12 protein-coding genes are annotated in these 17,038 nt (G+C 63.9%); 10 read left to right on the top strand and 2 right to left on the bottom strand.

Features of this window, described 5'->3' with window-relative positions; translation table 11 throughout:
* Positions 1 to 165: 165 nt before the first annotated feature.
* From prlC to ACGI6K_RS22130, 7 genes are all read left to right on the top strand, one after another.
* On the top strand, positions 166 to 2,211 hold the full coding sequence (gene prlC, locus ACGI6K_RS22160) for an oligopeptidase A (RefSeq protein ID WP_376943305.1): 2,046 nt from the start codon (positions 166 to 168) through the stop codon (positions 2,209 to 2,211).
* Between the two features lie 9 nt (positions 2,212 to 2,220).
* A complete protein-coding gene (locus ACGI6K_RS22155; protein WP_376943307.1) occupies positions 2,221 to 2,502 on the top strand; it encodes a YheV family putative zinc ribbon protein in 282 nt (93 codons plus the stop codon).
* 121 nt (positions 2,503 to 2,623) lie between these two features.
* A complete protein-coding gene (locus ACGI6K_RS22150) occupies positions 2,624 to 2,803 on the top strand; it encodes a CopG family transcriptional regulator (protein ID WP_082045330.1) in 180 nt (59 codons plus the stop codon).
* The gene (locus tag ACGI6K_RS22145; protein ID WP_376943309.1) at positions 2,803 to 5,631 is read left to right on the top strand and encodes an SNF2-related protein; all 2,829 of its coding nucleotides are present in this window, start codon (positions 2,803 to 2,805) and stop codon (positions 5,629 to 5,631) included. The genes ACGI6K_RS22150 and ACGI6K_RS22145 overlap by 1 nt, the downstream gene beginning before the upstream one ends.
* The gene (locus tag ACGI6K_RS22140) at positions 5,628 to 6,902 is read left to right on the top strand and encodes an ATP-binding protein (RefSeq protein ID WP_376943311.1); all 1,275 of its coding nucleotides are present in this window, start codon (positions 5,628 to 5,630) and stop codon (positions 6,900 to 6,902) included. Before ACGI6K_RS22145 ends, ACGI6K_RS22140 begins: the two co-directional genes overlap by 4 nt.
* 14 nt (positions 6,903 to 6,916) lie before the next feature.
* Positions 6,917 to 8,545 carry a site-specific DNA-methyltransferase gene (locus ACGI6K_RS22135; protein WP_376943313.1) on the top strand — a complete coding sequence of 543 codons (1,629 nt, stop codon included), beginning with the start codon at positions 6,917 to 6,919 and terminating at the stop codon, positions 8,543 to 8,545.
* A gap of 16 nt (positions 8,546 to 8,561) precedes the next feature.
* Positions 8,562 to 11,345 (top strand): DEAD/DEAH box helicase, encoded by a 2,784-nt coding sequence (locus ACGI6K_RS22130; protein WP_376943315.1) that lies wholly within the window; start codon positions 8,562 to 8,564, stop codon positions 11,343 to 11,345.
* A 46-nt stretch (positions 11,346 to 11,391) separates the two neighbouring features.
* Here the strand turns inward: ACGI6K_RS22130 and ACGI6K_RS22125 are convergent, their stop codons facing one another.
* The gene (locus ACGI6K_RS22125) at positions 11,392 to 11,706 is read right to left on the bottom strand and encodes a hypothetical protein (RefSeq protein WP_376943317.1); all 315 of its coding nucleotides are present in this window, start codon (positions 11,704 to 11,706) and stop codon (positions 11,392 to 11,394) included.
* A gap of 666 nt (positions 11,707 to 12,372) precedes the next feature.
* On the opposite strand from ACGI6K_RS22125, the gene ACGI6K_RS22120 reads away from it, so the two are divergent.
* The gene (locus ACGI6K_RS22120) at positions 12,373 to 13,119 is read left to right on the top strand and encodes a carbonic anhydrase (protein ID WP_376943319.1); all 747 of its coding nucleotides are present in this window, start codon (positions 12,373 to 12,375) and stop codon (positions 13,117 to 13,119) included.
* 127 nt (positions 13,120 to 13,246) lie between these two features.
* Complete coding sequence (locus tag ACGI6K_RS22115) at positions 13,247 to 14,788, top strand: SulP family inorganic anion transporter (RefSeq protein ID WP_376943321.1); 1,542 nt, start codon at positions 13,247 to 13,249, stop codon at positions 14,786 to 14,788.
* Positions 14,789 to 14,851: 63 nt separating this feature from the next.
* Here the strand turns inward: ACGI6K_RS22115 and ACGI6K_RS22110 are convergent, their stop codons facing one another.
* Positions 14,852 to 15,502, bottom strand: coding sequence for a hypothetical protein (locus ACGI6K_RS22110; protein WP_376943323.1), 651 nt, complete (start codon positions 15,500 to 15,502; stop codon positions 14,852 to 14,854).
* A 365-nt stretch (positions 15,503 to 15,867) separates the two neighbouring features.
* Here ACGI6K_RS22110 and coxB point away from each other — a divergent pair, with 365 nt between their 5' ends.
* Positions 15,868 to 17,025 carry a cytochrome c oxidase subunit II gene (gene coxB / locus ACGI6K_RS22105; protein ID WP_376943325.1) on the top strand — a complete coding sequence of 386 codons (1,158 nt, stop codon included), beginning with the start codon at positions 15,868 to 15,870 and terminating at the stop codon, positions 17,023 to 17,025.
* Positions 17,026 to 17,038: the final 13 nt, after the last annotated feature.

Below are 17,038 nucleotides of genomic sequence, written 5' to 3'. Positions count from 1 at the left end.
AATTCTCATCTTAAGCCGGCTAACGCTTAGCAAGCAATGTATCCGAGTATTCTCCGACGCATGGACAATCGTGCTCCTCCGACTTGCCAACGGAGTATCCGTGCTGCGTTGTCGGGAATTTCTTATTAACATGAACGGATATCTCTCGACTCAGGGTCAACTGCCGTGACTGCCAGCAATCCCCTTCTACAAGCTTTCGACCTGCCGCCCTATTCCGCCATTCGCCCGGAACACGTCGAGCCGGCCATCGACCAAGTTCTCGCCGACAACCGCGCCGCCATCGCGCAGATCCTCGCCGATCAGGCCGACACGCCGAGCTGGGACGGCTTGGTGCTGGCGCTCGACGAACTGGGCGAACGCCTCGGCCGGGCCTGGAGTCCGGTCAGCCATCTCAATGCGGTGTGCAACAGCCCCGAGCTGCGCGCCGCCTACGAGGCCTGCCTGCCCAAGCTGTCCGCCTATTGGACCGAGATGGGCCAGAACCGCGCCCTCTGCGACGCCTACAAGGCCCTGGCCGCCAGCCCCGCGGCCGCCGGCTTCGACGTGGCGCAGAAGACCATCCTCGAACACACCCTACGCGATTTCCACCTGTCCGGCATCGATCTGCCGGAGGAGCAGCAGAAGCGCTACGGCGAGATCCAGATGCGCCTGTCCGAGCTGACCAGCCGCTTCTCCAACCAGTTGCTCGACGCCACCCAGGCTTGGACCAAACACGTCACCGACGAGTCCGCATTGGCCGGCTTGACCGACTCGGCCAGGGCGCAGATGGCTCAGGCCGCCCAGGCCAAGGGGCTCGACGGCTGGCTGATCAACCTGGAATTCCCCAGCTACTACGCGGTGATGACCTACGCCGACGACCGCGCCCTGCGCGAGGAGCTCTACGCCGCCTATTGCACCCGCGCCTCCGAGCAAGGGCCGAACGCCGGGCAGTTCGACAACGGCCCGCTGATGGAGCAGATCCTCGACCTGCGCCGCGAACTGGCCCAGTTGCTCGGCTATCCGAACTACGCCGAGCTGTCGCTGGCGACCAAGATGGCCGACTCCGCCGAGCAGGTGCTCGGCTTCCTGCGCGATCTGGCCGCGCGCAGCCGGCCGTTCGCCGAGAAGGACCTGGCCGAGCTGCGCGCCTTCGCCGCCGAGCAGGGCTGCGGCGATCTGCAGAGCTGGGACGTGGGCTACTACAGCGAGAAGCTGCGCCAAGCCCGCTACAGCATTTCCCAGGAGCAGTTGCGCGCCTACTTCCCGATCGACAAGGTGCTCGGTGGCCTGTTCGCCATGGTCCAGCGCCTCTACGGCATCGAGATCCGCGAGCTTGCGGATTTCGATAGCTGGCACCCGGACGTGCGCCTGTTCGAGATTCGCGAGAACGGCGAGCACGTCGGGCGCTTCTTCTTCGACCTCTACGCACGGGCCAACAAGCGCGGCGGAGCCTGGATGGACGGCGCCCGCGACAAGCGCCGCAACGCCGCCGGCGAGCTGGTCAGCCCGGTGGCCAACCTGGTGTGCAACTTCACTCCGGCGGTGGGCGGCAAACCGGCACTGCTCACCCACGACGAGGTCACCACCCTGTTCCACGAGTTCGGCCACGGCCTGCACCACCTGCTGACGCGCATCGAGCACGCCGGCGCCTCCGGCATCAGCGGGGTGCCCTGGGACGCGGTCGAGTTGCCGAGCCAGTTCATGGAGAACTGGTGCTGGGAGCCGGAAGGCCTGGCGCTGATCTCCGGTCACTACCAGACCGGCGAGCCCCTGCCCCAGGACCTGCTGGAGAAGATGCTGGCGGCGAAGAACTTCCAGTCCGGTATGATGATGGCGCGTCAACTGGAGTTCTCGCTGTTCGACTTCGAGCTGCACGTCCACCATGGCGACGGGCGCAGCGTGCTCGAGGTGCTCAAGGGCATCCGCGACGAGGTTTCGGTGATGCAGCCGCCGGCCTACAACCGCTTTCCCAACAGCTTCTCGCACATCTTCGCCGGCGGCTACGCAGCCGGCTACTACAGCTACAAGTGGGCGGAAGTGCTCTCCGCCGATGCCTTCTCCCGCTTCGAGGAGGACGGCGTGTTCAACCCCGTCACCGGCCAGGCCTTCCGCGAGGCGATCCTGGCCCGTGGCGGCTCGCAGGACCCCATGGTGCTGTTCGTCGACTTCCGCGGCCGCGAACCGTCCATCGACGCCCTGCTCCGTCACCTTGGCCTGAGCGCGGCGGCCTGAGAGGCAAGCATGAATCAACCGAAGAAACAGTTCATCGCCGGTGCCGTGTGCCCGGCCTGCGAAAGCATGGACACCGTGCGCATGTGGGACGTCGACGGCGTGCCGCACCGCGAGTGCGTCTCCTGCTCCTTCGCCGACATCCTCAACGCCGAAGGCCTGTCGGTGCCTCTCGAACTGGGCACTCGGGTCAACAAGACCGAGGAGGCCCCGGCCGCCCCAGGCCTCGCCGCGCCCAAGGTGCACACCGCGCAGTTCTTTCCCAATCCGAAGTTGAAGAAGCCGGACGCCTGAAACTGAATCTGCAGACTATCAAAGGCAATGGCACACCCATTGCCTTTTTTATTGTGCAGATCCCATCGCTCACCGAAAGAGATGTAGAGTGATGCATAATTATGTATGACGGTGAAATGATATGAAGTCCGCCCGCACAACCATTTCCCTCCCCCCCGAGCAACTGGAGCAACTGCAGGCTCTGGCCGACCGGCACGGCCTGTCGCTCGCCTGGGTCATACGCCAGGCCATCAACGAGTTCCTGGCCCGGATCGATCAGCCGGCCAGCTTCGATCCTCTGGCTTCCAGGAAGGAAGGCTGATGTACACCCTCTATCAACGCGCCTACCTGGCCCACTGGCTGTCTCTCGCCCGGGAAGCGGAGCAATCGCTGACGCAAACGATCGCCAGCGCCAAGGTCGACATGAACCCGCATCAAGTCGATGCAGCCCTGTTCGCGCTGCGCTCGCCACTTTCCCAAGGCGTGTTGCTGGCGGACGAGGTCGGCCTCGGCAAGACCATCGAGGCCAGCCTGGTGCTGGCGCAGAAATGGGCCGAAAAGCGCTGCAGGCTGCTGCTGATCGTGCCGGCCACGCTGCGCAAGCAGTGGAGCCAGGAACTGTCCGACAAGTTCGCGTTGCCGTCCGTCATCCTGGAGGCTAAAAACTTCAACGGGGCCAGGAAGAGAGGCATCGGCAATCCCTTCGACATTGAAGTCGCTTTCGGTTATCCCGCCGTGGCCGTTTGCTCATACGAGTTCGCAGCGCGTAAACAGCAAGAGCTGGGTCTGATCGAGTGGGACCTGGTGGTATTCGATGAAGCGCACAAGCTGCGCAACATCTACAAGAACGACGGCGCAAAGACCGCCAAGGCGCTGGATGAGGCATTGAAAGGCTGCCCCAAGGTACTGCTTTCGGCCACCCCAATGCAGAATAACCTGCTGGAGCTGTATGGCCTGGTGTCGATCATCGACACGCGCTTCTTCGGCGATCTTGAATCCTTTAAGGCCCGTTACAGCAAGCCGAAGCTGGAGCCGGAAGAACTGGCACAGCTGCGCAAACGCCTGCAGAGCATCTGCAGTCGTACCCTGCGCCGGCAGGTTCAGGAAGAGGGCGGCATCAACTTCACCCGCCGCTACTCGATGACCGAACCCTACGATCCGAATCGGGACGAATTGGAACTCTACCAGAAGGTATCGGCCTACCTGCAGGACGAAGAGGTTCTGGCGATCAAGCCCGGTGCGCGACATCTGGTGACCCTGGTCATCCGCAAGATCCTGGCGTCCTCGTCCCACGCTATCCAGGGCACCCTGCAGCGGATGATCGAGCGCCTGGAAAACCGGCAGTCGCTGGCTGAAGCGCTGAGCGATTACGAAGAGCTAGACGATCTGGCCGACGCCAGCGGTGTGGAGGATGAGGACTTCATCGACCCCGTCGCCCTGCAGGCGGAAATCGACAAACTTAAAGACTTTCTCCGTCTGGCCGGAAGCATCGGCCACAATGCCAAAGGCGATGCGCTGCTGCGCGCGCTGGATCGGGCCTTCGACTCCACCGAACACCTGGGTGGCCAGCGCAAGGCGGTGATCTTCACCGAGTCGGTGCGCACCCAGTCCTGGCTGTTCGAGCAACTCGGTGCCGCCGGTTATCGCGACCGGATCGTGCTGCTCAACGGCACCAACGCCGATGCCGATTCCCAGCGGACCTACCGCGCCTGGCTGGAAAAGCACCAAGGGTCTTCCCGCATTTCCGGCTCGAAGAGCGCCGACATGAAGGCGGCACTGGTCGAGCGCTTCCGCGACCAGGCCAGCATCATGATCTGCACCGAGGCCGGCGCCGAAGGCATCAACCTGCAGTTCTGCTCGCTGCTGATCAACTACGACCTGCCCTGGAACCCGCAGCGGGTCGAGCAGCGCATCGGCCGCGTGCATCGCTATGGCCAGAAGCACGACGTGGTGGTGGTGAACTTCATCAACAACGCCAACGTCGCCGACCGCCGCGTGTACGAACTGCTGAACCGCAAGTTCCAGCTGTTCGAGGGTGTATTCGGGGCTTCGGACGAGGTTCTCGGCTCCATCGAGTCCGGCGTGGATATCGAACGGCGCATCCACGACATCTATCAGAAGTGCCGCAGCGACGAGGAAATCGAGCGGGAGTTCGACGAGCTGCAGGCCCAGTTGCAAACCCAGATCGAGAAACGCAATCAGGATGCCCGCCGCTCGCTGCTGGAACACTTCGATGTCGATGTCGTAGCGCGCCTGAACATGCGCCGCGACCGAACACAGGCGGCACTCGACGACTATCAGCAGCGCCTGCTGCTGCTGGCGCGCATGAGCCTGCCGCAGGCCCGTTTCGACGGGGATCGCTTCGAACTGGACGGCCATTGGCATGACCCGAACTGGCAGCGGGTCGAACAAGACGACGCCCGGTTCCTCCAGCCCCACGAGGGCATGGGCCGCGAGCTGATCGCAAAGGCCAAGGAACAGCTGGCGGCCCCCGCCGCTGCCGAACTGCTGTTCGGCTATTCGCCAACCGGCGACGGCCAGTATTCCGACCTGCTCGAGCTGCTTGACCAGTCCGGCGAGTTGGTGCTGGAAAAGCTCGTGCTCAGTACGCCCAAGCAGCGGCGCGAGCATCTGCTGCTGGCCGGCTGCAGCGACGGCGGCCAACTGCTGGACGAGCGCACCTGCGAGCGCCTGCTGCTGCTCAAGTCCGAGGAGCGATCAAGCGTCCCGACCTTCCAGCATGAATCGATTTTGCAAGAACAGCTCGAAGTCATGCGGGCAAATTGTCTGAAACAGGCCGAGGCCGCCAACGAAACATATTTCGAGGAAGAGACCGAAAAGCTCGAGCGCTGGGCCGAGGACAAGCGTATCGGCCTGGATATCCGCATCAGGCAGCTCGACCAGGAAATCAAGGAAGCGCGCAAGGCGGTACGCCAACTGGAAACCCTGCAGGAAAAGATGAGCGCCAAGAAGGCCCTGAAAAAGCTCGAACGCGAGCGCGACGACCTGATGCTCGCCTACCACGAGGAAAAGAAGAAAATCGAAGCCGAGGAAGACCGTCTGCTCGAAGACATCGAGCAGAACCTGGAACTCAGCGTGCGGCACGAGCGCCTGTTCAGCCTGCGCTGGCGCCTGGAGGGCACACCATGATCAACACCACGGAACTGGTGCGCGAGCTGATCTACCAGATCCGCCTCGGCGAGGATTCGGCCTACGAGTTCAAGGCGGTGACCATTCACGACAACAAGGTCACCAAGCCCCACCGCGACAGTGTGGCCGACGAGCTGGCTGCCTTCGCCAACGGCAGCGGCGGCGTGTTGCTGCTTGGCGTCAACGACAAGACCCGTGACGTGGAAGGGATCGAGTGCGAGCAACTGGACACGGTGGAGTTGTGGCTGACCAACCTGGCCAGCCAGGCCATCGACCCGCCGCTGCCCATCGAGACGCGGCGGGTGGAAATTCCCGACCGCCAGGGCAACCTCAGGCCGCTGGTCTGGGTTCGGGTGGCAAAAAGCCTGTTCGTCCACCGCAGCCCCCACGGCTACTTCCACCGGGTCGGCTCCAGCAAGCGGGAGATGTCGCCCGAACTGCTCGCCCGGCTGTTCCAGCAGCGCAGCATGGTGAGGCTGATCCGCTTCGACGAGCAACTGGTGCCCAACGCCGGCCCGGACGACATCGACCCGGCGCTGAAAGCCCGCTTCCTGCGCGGCGACTTGCCGGAGGCGCTGCAGCTGAAGAAGCTCTACCTGCTGCTGGAAGACGAGAACCGCCAGCCGCGCCTGACCGTCACCGGCGTGCTGCTGCTGACTCGCCGTCCGGCCGACTTCCTCTCCTCGGCCTATGTGCAGTGCGTGGCCTATTCCGGCCGCGAACGCAACGCCGAATACCAGCTGGACGCCCAGGATTGCGACGGCCCGGTGGACGAGCAGATCCAGCAGGCCTTCGCCTTCGTCCGGCGCAACATGCGCGTCGAGGCGGTCAAGCGCCCCGGTCGCATCGACATTCCCCAGTACGACCTGGGCGCGGTCTACGAGGCGCTGGTCAATGCCGTGGCGCACCGCGACTACGCCATGCACGGTGCGCGCATCCGCGTGCACCTGTTCGCCGACCGGCTGGAAATCTCCACCCCCGGCGGGCTGCCCAACAGCCTGACAGTGGAGAGCATGGACGCCAACAGCATCAGCCGCAACGAAACCTTGGTGAACCTGCTCAGCCGCTACTACCCGGCCGACCCGGTGAGCCGCCGGCAGAACTTGATCGAGCGGCGCGGCGAAGGCGTGCCGACCATCCTCGCCGCCAGCCAGCGACTGTCCCTGCGTCGCCCGCTCTTCGAGCAGATCGACCATACCGAACTGAAACTGACGATCTACGCCGCCAGCCGCGCAAGCAACGGGCTGGTGGCGCAGTTCGACGACGAATAAGGCCGTACCCCGTAATGAGCGAAAAAACCAGACTGGAGCTGACCTGGATCGGCAAGGACAAGCGTCCGCGCCTGGAACCGCGCATCCTGATCGAGGACAAGGCACTGTCCTACCGCGCCGAAGCATCCACCCCGCTGCAGGGCGACCTGCTGGCGGACGAACGGCCGCCGAGTTTTCACGACAACCTGCTGATCCAGGGCGACAACCTGCTGGCGCTCAAGGCGCTGGAGTCGAAATATGCCGGCGAGGTGAAGTGCGTGTTCATCGACCCGCCGTACAACACCGGCAGCGCCTTCACCCACTACGACGATGGCCTCGAACATTCGCTGTGGCTGACCATGATGCGTGATCGGCTGGAAATCATCCGCAACTTGCTGGCGGACGAGGGCTCGTTGTGGATCACCATCGACGACAACGAAGCGCACTATTTGAAGGTGTTGTGCGATGAGGTGTTTGGTCGCAGAAATTTTGTGGCCAACATTGTTTGGCAAAAGCGCACGTCAAGAGAAAATCGGGCTGCAGTCGGATCGGCCCATGATCATTTGCTTATATATGCAAAGTGCGGCGCAGTGGATTGGAAGTCCACCCGGCAGCTTCTGCCAGCGAACAACGCAGGGTATGCAAATCCAGACAATGACCCTCGCGGGGAGTGGCGCTCTATTCCTTTTAGTGCGCAAGGTCATCGTCCGAACCAAATGTATAAAATCAAAACGGCGAGTGGTGATTTTGTTGACCCTCCAAAAGGCCGGTGTTGGGGCGCTACTGAGCCGGTCTACTTGGAGTATCTGAAAGATAACCGAGTTTATTTTCCTAATGGTGGAGCAGGAAAACCAAGAATCAAGCAGTTCCGAGGAGAAGAAAAAGGCCTTGTGCCAATGACTTGGTGGGATGCTGAATTTGCTGGTGACAATGAAGCCGCAAAAAAAGAGATCCTAGCTCTGTTTCCTGACGATGAGCCGTTTGGCACCCCAAAGCCAGAACAGCTTTTAGAACGAGTGATACACATAGCTACTCGCCCCGGCGACCTCGTACTCGACTCCTTCGCCGGTTCCGGCACCACCGGCGCGGTGGCGCACAAGATGGGTCGGCGCTGGATCATGGTCGAGCTGGGCGAGCACTGCCATACCCATATCGTGCCGCGCCTGAGGAAGGTCATCGACGGCGAGGACCAGGGCGGCATCAGCAAGGCGGTGAACTGGCAGGGCGGCGGCGGTTTCCGCTACCTGCGCCTGGCGCCGTCGCTGCTGAAGAAGGACCAGTGGGGCAACTGGGTGATCAACCCGGCCTACAACGCGGAGATGCTCGCCGAGGCCATGTGCAAGCACATGGGCTTCACCTACGCGCCGAGCCAGACCCATTACTGGATGCACGGCCACAGCAGCGAGACGGACTTCATCTACGTCACCACCGGCAGCCTGAGCCACGACCAGTTGCGCCTGATCGGCGAGGAAGTCGGCAGCGAGCGCAGCCTGCTGATCTGCTGCAAGGCCTTCATGGCCGATGCCGAAGCCTTCCCCAACCTGACCCTGAAAAAGATTCCCAGGGCCATCCTCGGCAAGTGCGAGTGGGATCATGACGACTACAGCTTCAGCATCGATCTGCTGGCCGAGACGCCGGACGACGAACCGCTCGAAGACCAATAACGGAAAGGAAACTGTCATGGCTGAGCCGCTCGATGGCCAGAAAGTAGCCAACCAGCTCACCGCGCGCCTGTCGCTGCGCAAGCCCCAGCGCGAATCTCTGCACACCCTGGCCGACCTGCTCGGCCAGTTGCCGCTGAGCAAGGAACCGGACCTGCAGCATTGGCTGCAGGTGATCCGCCAGCACTATCCGACCATGCAGGCCTTCGAGCGCGACTTTCCCTCGCTGTGCTTCGCCCTGGCCACCGGGGTGGGCAAGACCCGCCTGATGGGCGCGATGATCGCCTGGCTGTTCATCACCGGGCGCAGCCGGCACTTCCTGGTGCTGGCGCCGAACCTGACCATCTACGAGAAGCTGAAGCAGGACTTCAGCCTCGGCCATCCCAAGTACGTGTTCGCCGGCATCCCGGAAATGGCCAATACCCCGCCCGTCGTGGTGACCGGCGAGGACTACGAGGACGGGCGCGGCGTGCGCCTGGACTATGCGGTGCCGGCCACGCTCTCGGGCGACCTGCTCGGCGCCGACGCCAGCCTGCACATCAACATCTTCAACATCGCCAAGATCAACGCCCGCGACAACAAGAAGGGCGCCGCCAAGTCGGTTACCGCCAAGGTGCGCCGCCTGCAGGAATACCTGGGCGAGTCCTATTTCGACCACCTCGCCGGCCTGCCCGATCTGGTGGTGCTGATGGACGAGGCCCATCGCTATTACGCCGACGCCGGCGCCAAGGCGATCAACGACCTCAAGCCGGTGCTGGGCATCGAGCTGACCGCCACGCCGAAGACCGTCGGCGCCAAACCGCGGCCGTTCGGCAATGTGGTCTATCACTACCCGCTGTCCTGCGCGCTCAAGGACGGCTATGTGAAGATCCCCGCGGTGGCCACCCGCAAGGATTTCCGCACCGACCAGTACGGCCAGGAGGCGCTGGAAACCATCAAGCTGGAGGATGGCATCCACCACCACGAATACGTCAAGGTCGAGCTGGAGAACTACGCCCGTAGCCATGGGGTACGTGCCGTCAAGCCGTTCATGCTGGTGGTGGCGCAGGATACGGCACATGCCGCCGCGATTCGCGCCCGCATCGAGTCAGAGGAGTTCTTCGGCGGTCGCTACCGGGGCCGGGTAATCGAGGTGCACTCCAACCAGTCCGGCGAGGAGTCGGACGAGTCGATGCAGCGCCTGCTGGCGGTGGAGCACGACGAAACCACCGAGGTGGTCGTCCACGTCAACAAGCTCAAGGAGGGCTGGGACGTGACCAACCTCTACACCATCGTGCCGCTGCGCGCCTCGGCCTCGGAAATTCTCACCGAGCAAACCATCGGCCGCGGCCTGCGCCTGCCCTATGGCAAGCGCACCGGCGTCGATGCCGTGGACCGCCTGTGCATCATTGCCCACGACCGCTTCCAGGAAATCGTCGACCGCGCCAGTCGGGACGATTCGCTGATCCACGAGAAGGTCTATATCGGTAGTGGAGACGATGCCGACATTCCTGATCGCGAGCCGCAACTGGTTGAATCCGCCTCCGTCTCCGTCGTGTGGGCTGCCGACCGGGAGGCCGGTTCGGCGGCCGAAAGCGCCGGTCGCTACCAGGTGCAGGTAAAGACGGAGCAGCAAGCAAAGATTGCCGAGGCGGCCATCAAGGCCGTGCAGGAGGAGGCGCGCAAAGTCTCCTCCAGCGAACGGCTGAAAGACGAGGAGGTACAGCAACGGCTGGTCAGGCGTGTACAGCGTGCGCTGGAGGAGCAGCGCCCTGCACAGCAGCAACTGGACGGCCTGGAGGACGAGACGGCGCCGAGCGCCGAGGACATCGAGACCCTGGTGCGCAGCGTGACGGAGAAAGCCGTCGAGCTAACCATCGATGTGCCGCATATCGCCGTGCTGCCGACCCGCGAGGTGAACTATGGCTTTCCGGATTTCGATCTGCAGCATCTGGACAAGATCAGGTTCGAGCCGGTCAGCCAGGAAATGCTCCTACGCCATCTGGAGAACGACCAAAGCGCCAGCATTCAGTGGGGCAGCCAGGAGGCTCGCGAAGCGCGCCCGGAGGATTACCTGGTGCGCCGTCTGCTCGACCGGGACGAGGTGGACTACGACCTCTACGCAGATCTTCTCTACAAGCTGGCAGGCCAGGTGATCGCGCATTTGCGCGGCTATCTGGCGGATGAGGAGGCGGTGGAGAACGTGCTGCTCTACTGGCAGAAACAGCTCGGCGATTTCATCTGGGCGCAGATGGGCGAGAAGCAGTGGACGACGCCCTGCGACTATCAGGGCAAGGTCATCCCCGGCTTCGATGTGCTCCGGCCGGCGACCTACACGCTGGCTGCAGGCGAGAAGCCCCGCCATTTCCGCGCACCGATCACCGACAAGCGCGCCGTTCGCCAGATGGTGTTCGAGGGCTTCCAGCGTTGTTGCTTCCCCTATCAGAAGTTCGATTCGGTAGATGGCGAGTGGCGTCTGGCCCAGGTGCTGGAAGACGACGCCAGCGTGCTCAAGTGGATGAAGCCCGCGCCGGGGCAGTTCCGCATCGAATACCGGAACGGTCAGAACTACGAGCCGGATTTCGTGGTGGAGACCGCGACGAGCTACCTGATCGTCGAGCCCAAACGCGCCGATCAGATCGATCAAGGTGATGTGCAGGCCAAAGCAAGCGCCGCGATGCGCTGGTGCAGCTATGCCAACCAACATGCGCGTGAGCATGGAGCCAAGCCCTGGTGCTATTTGCTGGTGCCGGACGACCAGATCGTCATTGGTGTGAGCCTAGCCAGACTGAAAGCGGAGTTTTGCCTGAACGACAATGACTGACGGCCAGACTGTGGCAATCCGAGGCCAGTGTGGGCATGACCTGACTCTACGCCGCCCGCACCTCGAACGCACGGCAGCCCCAAGCCGGCAAGTCGAGGTAGAGGCCGCGGGCGGCGAGGTCGGTGCCATCGCGTTCGTAGCGCGCCGGGCCGAGCCGGTCGCGCAGGTACCAGTCGCACCCGGCGAGATCGTCCCACGGCAACCTGACGAATCCCTGGCTCGGATGGTCGGCGTAGTTCACCGCGACCAAGCGCCGGCGTCCCCCCGGACCGCTCCAGGCGAAGGCGATCAGCGCATCGTGGCTACGATTGCCGGCCCAGGCGGGATCGGTGTCGAGCAGTTGCCAGCGCCCCTCGTGCATGGCGGTATCCTGCAACGGGTAATACGATCAGCGTAGAAGGCGGCGAGCACGTCGTCCCGTTTCCGTCCGGGGTCCGACCCGCCGGGGGCCGTGTCGATTCCGCTGCCGCGGGCCGACCGCCCCGGTCCGCGTATTTCGGCAGGCCAATCCTCCTGTCTTGCGTCCCGCCCGACGGGAAACAACTTCCCGAAAAAGCCTCTTGATAAGCAGTCGCTGGATAAATCTTTATGTAAGTAAATATTCGAGCGGCAAAAAGGCGAACAGCGGCTTTCCCCATATGCCATATGTAAAAAATTGTAAGCCGCCACCTGTTCGGCGGCCAGGGCGCGAGTCCTGCCGCGCCCCCGAGGCGCGCCCTGGAAGACAGGCACGGCGCGGGATATAGCGCTGCGACATCAGTGTAGCAGAGCCCCTTCCGGGACAATCGGCAGGGACGAACTCCGTTGCATTCGGTTTCATTTAAGTTGTGTAGCCGGATATTCAGTTTCCCTTAAGTTATGGGTACCGCGCATTCAGCTTTATTTAAGTTGACTGACGCAGGCTGATTTTCATCGAGGGCACGTGAGTGCCCCACGTCCACCTGTGCCGAAGTCATCGTCTCGACTCGTCATAAATGGGGACGACCACCGAGCCTTGCCACTTTCCGCTACCTAGGGAGGTTATGCCATGAACAATGTCATCCCGAAACACGGCCCCTCGCAGGGAACGACCGAGGCCCGCACCGAGTCCGAAAACGCCGAGGTGGCGCTGAAGAACATCGTCGATGGCTTCCATCGCTTCCGCACCGAGGTCTTTCCGCAGCAGAAGGAGTTCTACCGCTCCCTCGCCAGCGCCCAGCGGCCACGGGCCATGTTCATCACCTGCGCCGATTCGCGCATCGTCCCCGAATTGATCACTCAGAGTTCGCCCGGCGACCTGTTTATCACCCGCAACGTCGGTAACGTGGTGCCGCCCTACGGGCAGATCAACGGCGGCGTGTCCACCGCCATCGAATATGCGGTGATGGCGCTCGGCGTGCACCACATCGTCGTCTGCGGCCACTCCGACTGCGGCGCCATGAAGGCGGTGATGGACCCGCCGACCCTGGAGAGCATGCCCACCGTCAAGGCCTGGCTGCGCCACGCCGAGGTGGCCAAGACCGTGGTGCAGGAGAACCGCTGCAGTTGCAACGGCCGCGACACCCTCGAAGTGCTCACCGAAGAGAACGTGGTCGCCCAACTCGACCACCTGCGCACCCATCCCTCGGTGGCGGCGCGCCTGGCCAGCGGCCAGTTGTTCATCCATGGCTGGGTCTATTCCATCGAGACCGCCGAGATCAAGGCCTACGACGCCGAGCAAGGCTGCTTCCGCCCCCTCGACAGCGAAGGCTCGATTCCCGTAGCCACGCCGCGCGCGCGCTTTTACCAGAGCTAGCGGCACCGGCGGTCCCGCAGGCCGATCCCCGTGATCGGCCTTGTTTTTACTTCGTTTGACGTCCCGCTGCGGGGCCATCCTCGCACCGTGGACGGCTCGTGTTCGACTCGCACACGGAAGCACCTCCATGAACCTCGAAACCCTGAAATCCACCCTGCCACGGGACGCCATGGCCTCCGTGGTGGTCTTTCTCGTCGCCCTGCCGCTGTGCATGGGCGTCGCCATCGCCTCCGGCATGCCGCCGGCCAAGGGTCTGATCACCGGCATCATCGGCGGGCTGGTGGTCGGCTGGCTGGCCGGCGCGCCGCTGCAGGTCAGCGGCCCGGCGGCGGGCCTCGCCGTGCTGGTCTTCGAACTGGTTCGCCAGCACGGCATCGCCATGCTCGGGCCGATCCTGCTGCTCGCCGGCCTGATCCAACTGCTCGCCGGACGCCTGCGCCTGGGCTGCTGGTTCCGCGTCACCGCGCCGGCGGTGGTCTACGGTATGCTAGCGGGGATTGGCATCCTGATCATCCTGTCGCAGTTGCACGTGATGCTCGACGCTTCACCGCAGGCCTCCGGCCTGATCAACCTGCAGGCCTTCCCGGCGGCGCTGCTCGACGCCCTGCCGTTCGGCGAAGGCAGCGGCTGGAGCGCCGGACTGCTCGGTCTCCTGACCATCGGCTGCATGTGGCTGTGGGACAAGCGCAAGCCGGCCAGACTGCGTTTCCTGCCCGGCGCGCTGCTCGGCGTGAGCCTGGCAACCCTGGTCAGCCTGGTCTTCTCGATGGACGTGCGTCGCGTCGAGGTGCCGGCCAACCTGGGCGATGCCATCGACTGGGTACAACCGGCCGATCTGTTGCGCCTGCTGACCGAGCCTAGCTTGTTGATCGCGGCGCTGACCCTGGCCTTCATCGCCAGCGCCGAGACCCTGCTGTCGGCCGCCGCGGTGGATCGCATGCACCAGGGCCCGCGCGCCGACTTCGACCGCGAGCTGACTTCCCAGGGCATCGGCAACATGCTCTGCGGCCTGCTCGGCGCCCTGCCGATGACCGGGGTGATCGTGCGCAGCTCGGCCAACGTGCAGGCCGGCGCCGTCACCCGCCTGTCCACCGTCCTCCACGGCCTCTGGCTGCTGGCTTTCGTCCTGCTGCTGACCGCGGTACTGCAAAGCATTCCGGTGGCCAGCCTGGCCGGGGTGCTGGTCTATACCGGAGTCAAGCTGGTCGATCTCAAGGCTCTGCGCGGTCTGGGCCGCTACGGCCGCATGCCGATGTTCGTCTACGCCGCCACGGCCCTGGCGATCGTCTGCACCGACCTGCTGACCGGGGTGATGATCGGCTTCGCCCTGACCCTGGCCAAGCTCGCCTGGCGCGCTTCTCGGCTGAAGATCAGCCTGATCTACGACGAGGACGGCCGCACCGCGGAGCTGCGCATGGTCGGCTCGGCGACCTTCCTCAAGGTGCCGGAACTGTCCCGCGTGCTGGCCACGGTGCGTCCCGGTACCCAGTTGCACGTACCGTTGGATCACCTGAACTATATCGACCACGCCTGCATGGAGCTGCTCGACGAGTGGAGCGCCGCCAGCGCGGCTAATGGCTCCGAGCTGGTGCTCAAGCCCCGCGCGGTGAAACGCCGCCTGGAAGGCCGGCTGCGCACCACGGTGGGCATCGGCGGCGCGACCGCCTGAGGCGCGGGACCAAGTACGGATGCGACCCGCCGGCCCCTTGCCGCTTCGCGGGTCGCATCCGCCCTAGCCGGCCACCCGGCTCAGTTGCAGCTCCACCCCGAACTGCCGCGACAGGCAGGGCCAGGCCAGCCAAGCGGCGACGGTCTTCGGATTGCTCAGGCGGGCGCGGTAGGAATCCAAGGACGCCTGCTCGAACAAGGTATCGCCGAGCAGGCCGTTCACCGCTAGGTGCACGGCCTCGTCCAGGCGATTGGCGAACTCCTCGCCGATCAGCCAGTGGGCGATCAGGTTGGCGACCGTGGTGTCCAAGGGGATCAGCGGCTGACCGATGCAGGCGATGTAGCGGTCGTTCACCTCCTCGATTAGACGATGCGCCAGATAGGCCTCGTCGAGCAGACCGGCGAGGCCTTCCTGCCCCTCCAGCACCTGCGGCGGACTAAGGAAGAAGTGCGTGGCCACCTTCAGCACCGGCTTGACCTGCGCTTCGATGCCGGCTCCGCAGGCGACCGCGTGGGCCGCCTCGAGCAGTTCCGGCACTTGCTCCAGATATCCATCGACAAACTTCGTCAGCACCCCCAGCGCATCCTCCTCGGGCAGGTAGATGGCCGGATGCAGGTACTGCATCCGGCTTTCCAATTGACGAGCGAGCGCGCCATGGCGGGATTCGTGCTGGCGGGCACACTCGATCAGCTGGCGCAAGGCTGAAATATTCAAAGGCGGTACTCCTCGGGTTCCTGCGAAAAGGCAGCCTCCCTGGCCATTGGACAGACTTGTCTAGCTTAGACGCCCATACGGCATATCGCTATCACCTCGCCCCGGGCCGCAAAAAACATCCCCTGTTGCGCCGCTGTCTATACTCGACTCGAAACACGCTTACCGGAGTAACGTCCGACTGCACCGTGCAGGCCGGGGTTCTGCGGTAGCGGGTCGCGGGAAAAAGAAAGCCGGCACCGCTAAAAACGTGATGCAACCGTTTCCGCACGATCCGGTTCCGGCGGCCCGTCCAGATCGAAAGGTTCGGCGACAGTACCCTGCGTCGACGGTTTCGCCAGCGGGATAAATGATAAGGAGAACCCGCAATGATGCGACATCCACGACTCTGGATGGGCCTTCTGTCGTGCTCGGCCCTGTCCCAGGCGCAGGCCGCCTGGAATGTGAACATGCGGCCGGGAGTCACGGAAGTCAGCCGTTCCGTCTTCGATCTGCACATGACCATCTTCTGGATCTGCGTGGCCATCGGCGTGCTGGTGTTCAGCACGATGTTCTGGTCGATGTTCGCCCACCGCCGTTCACGTCGCCCGCAGCCCGCCCACTTTCACGAGAACACCCGGGTCGAGGTGCTGTGGACGGTGATTCCGCTGTTGATCCTGATCGCCATGGCGGTGCCGGCGACCCGCACCCTGTTGCACATCTACGACCCGTCCGAGCCCGACCTGGACATCCAGGTCACTGGCTACCAGTGGAAGTGGCACTACAAGTACTTGGGCGAGGACGTGGAGTTCTTCAGCAACCTGGCCACCGACCGCAACGCCATCGGCAACCAGGCGCCGAAGAACGACCACTACCTGCTGGAGGTGGACGAACCGCTGGTGATCCCGGCCGGCGTCAAGGTGCGCTTTCTGGTCACCGCGGCGGACGTCATCCACTCCTGGTGGGTACCGGAACTGGCGGTGAAGAAGGACGCTATCCCCGGCTTCATCAACGAGACCTGGACCCGCGTCGCCGAGCCGGGCCTCTACCGCGGCCAGTGTACCGAACTGTGCGGCAAGGATCACGGCTTCATGCCGGTGGTGGTGGAGGTCAAGGCCCCGGCCGACTACGCCGCCTGGCTGGCCGGCAAGAAGGCCGCCGTCGCCAAGGCCACGGCGCAGGCTGGCAAGGCCTGGACCCTGGAGGAACTGGTCGCCCAGGGCGAGCAGGTCTACCGGACCACCTGCGCCGCCTGCCACCAGCCGACCGGCGAGGGCCTGCCGCCGGCATTCCCGGCGCTCAAGGGTTCGAAGATCGCCACCGGACCGAAGGCAGGCCACATGAACATCGTCATCAACGGCAAGCCGGGCACCGCCATGGCCGCCTTCGGCAAGCAGCTCTCGGACGTCGACCTGGCGGCAGTGATCACCTACGAGCGCAACGCCTTCGGCAACGCGCTCGGCGACAGCGTTACCCCGCAGGACATCCACGCCTTCCGGCAGGCCCAAGAAACCGGCCAGGGCACGCAGCCCGCCCAACCCCAATAGAAAGGAGAGGCCA

This window comes from Azorhizophilus paspali (assembly GCF_043587585.2).
In the GTDB taxonomy this organism is placed as follows: domain Bacteria; phylum Pseudomonadota; class Gammaproteobacteria; order Pseudomonadales; family Pseudomonadaceae; genus Azotobacter; species Azotobacter paspali.
Note: the sequence above shows the minus strand (reverse complement) of the source record. Positions and strands in the feature narration are given on the sequence as shown.

Bases quoted from the DNA above. Each gene is read 5' to 3' on its own strand.
- ACGI6K_RS22135 (WP_376943313.1), top strand. From the start codon at position 6,917: ATGAGCGAAAAAACCAGACTGGAGCTGACCTGGATCGGCAAGGACAAG.
- ACGI6K_RS22120 (WP_376943319.1), top strand. From the start codon at position 12,373: ATGAACAATGTCATCCCGAAACACGGCCCCTCGCAGGGAACGACCGAG.
- ACGI6K_RS22150 (WP_082045330.1), top strand. From the start codon at position 2,624: ATGAAGTCCGCCCGCACAACCATTTCCCTCCCCCCCGAGCAACTGGAG.
- ACGI6K_RS22155 (WP_376943307.1), top strand. From the start codon at position 2,221: ATGAATCAACCGAAGAAACAGTTCATCGCCGGTGCCGTGTGCCCGGCC.
- ACGI6K_RS22125 (WP_376943317.1), bottom strand. From the start codon at position 11,706: ATGCACGAGGGGCGCTGGCAACTGCTCGACACCGATCCCGCCTGGGCC.
- ACGI6K_RS22140 (WP_376943311.1), top strand. From the start codon at position 5,628: ATGATCAACACCACGGAACTGGTGCGCGAGCTGATCTACCAGATCCGC.
- coxB (WP_376943325.1), top strand. From the start codon at position 15,868: ATGATGCGACATCCACGACTCTGGATGGGCCTTCTGTCGTGCTCGGCC.
- ACGI6K_RS22115 (WP_376943321.1), top strand. From the start codon at position 13,247: ATGAACCTCGAAACCCTGAAATCCACCCTGCCACGGGACGCCATGGCC.
- ACGI6K_RS22145 (WP_376943309.1), top strand. From the start codon at position 2,803: ATGTACACCCTCTATCAACGCGCCTACCTGGCCCACTGGCTGTCTCTC.
- ACGI6K_RS22130 (WP_376943315.1), top strand. From the start codon at position 8,562: ATGGCTGAGCCGCTCGATGGCCAGAAAGTAGCCAACCAGCTCACCGCG.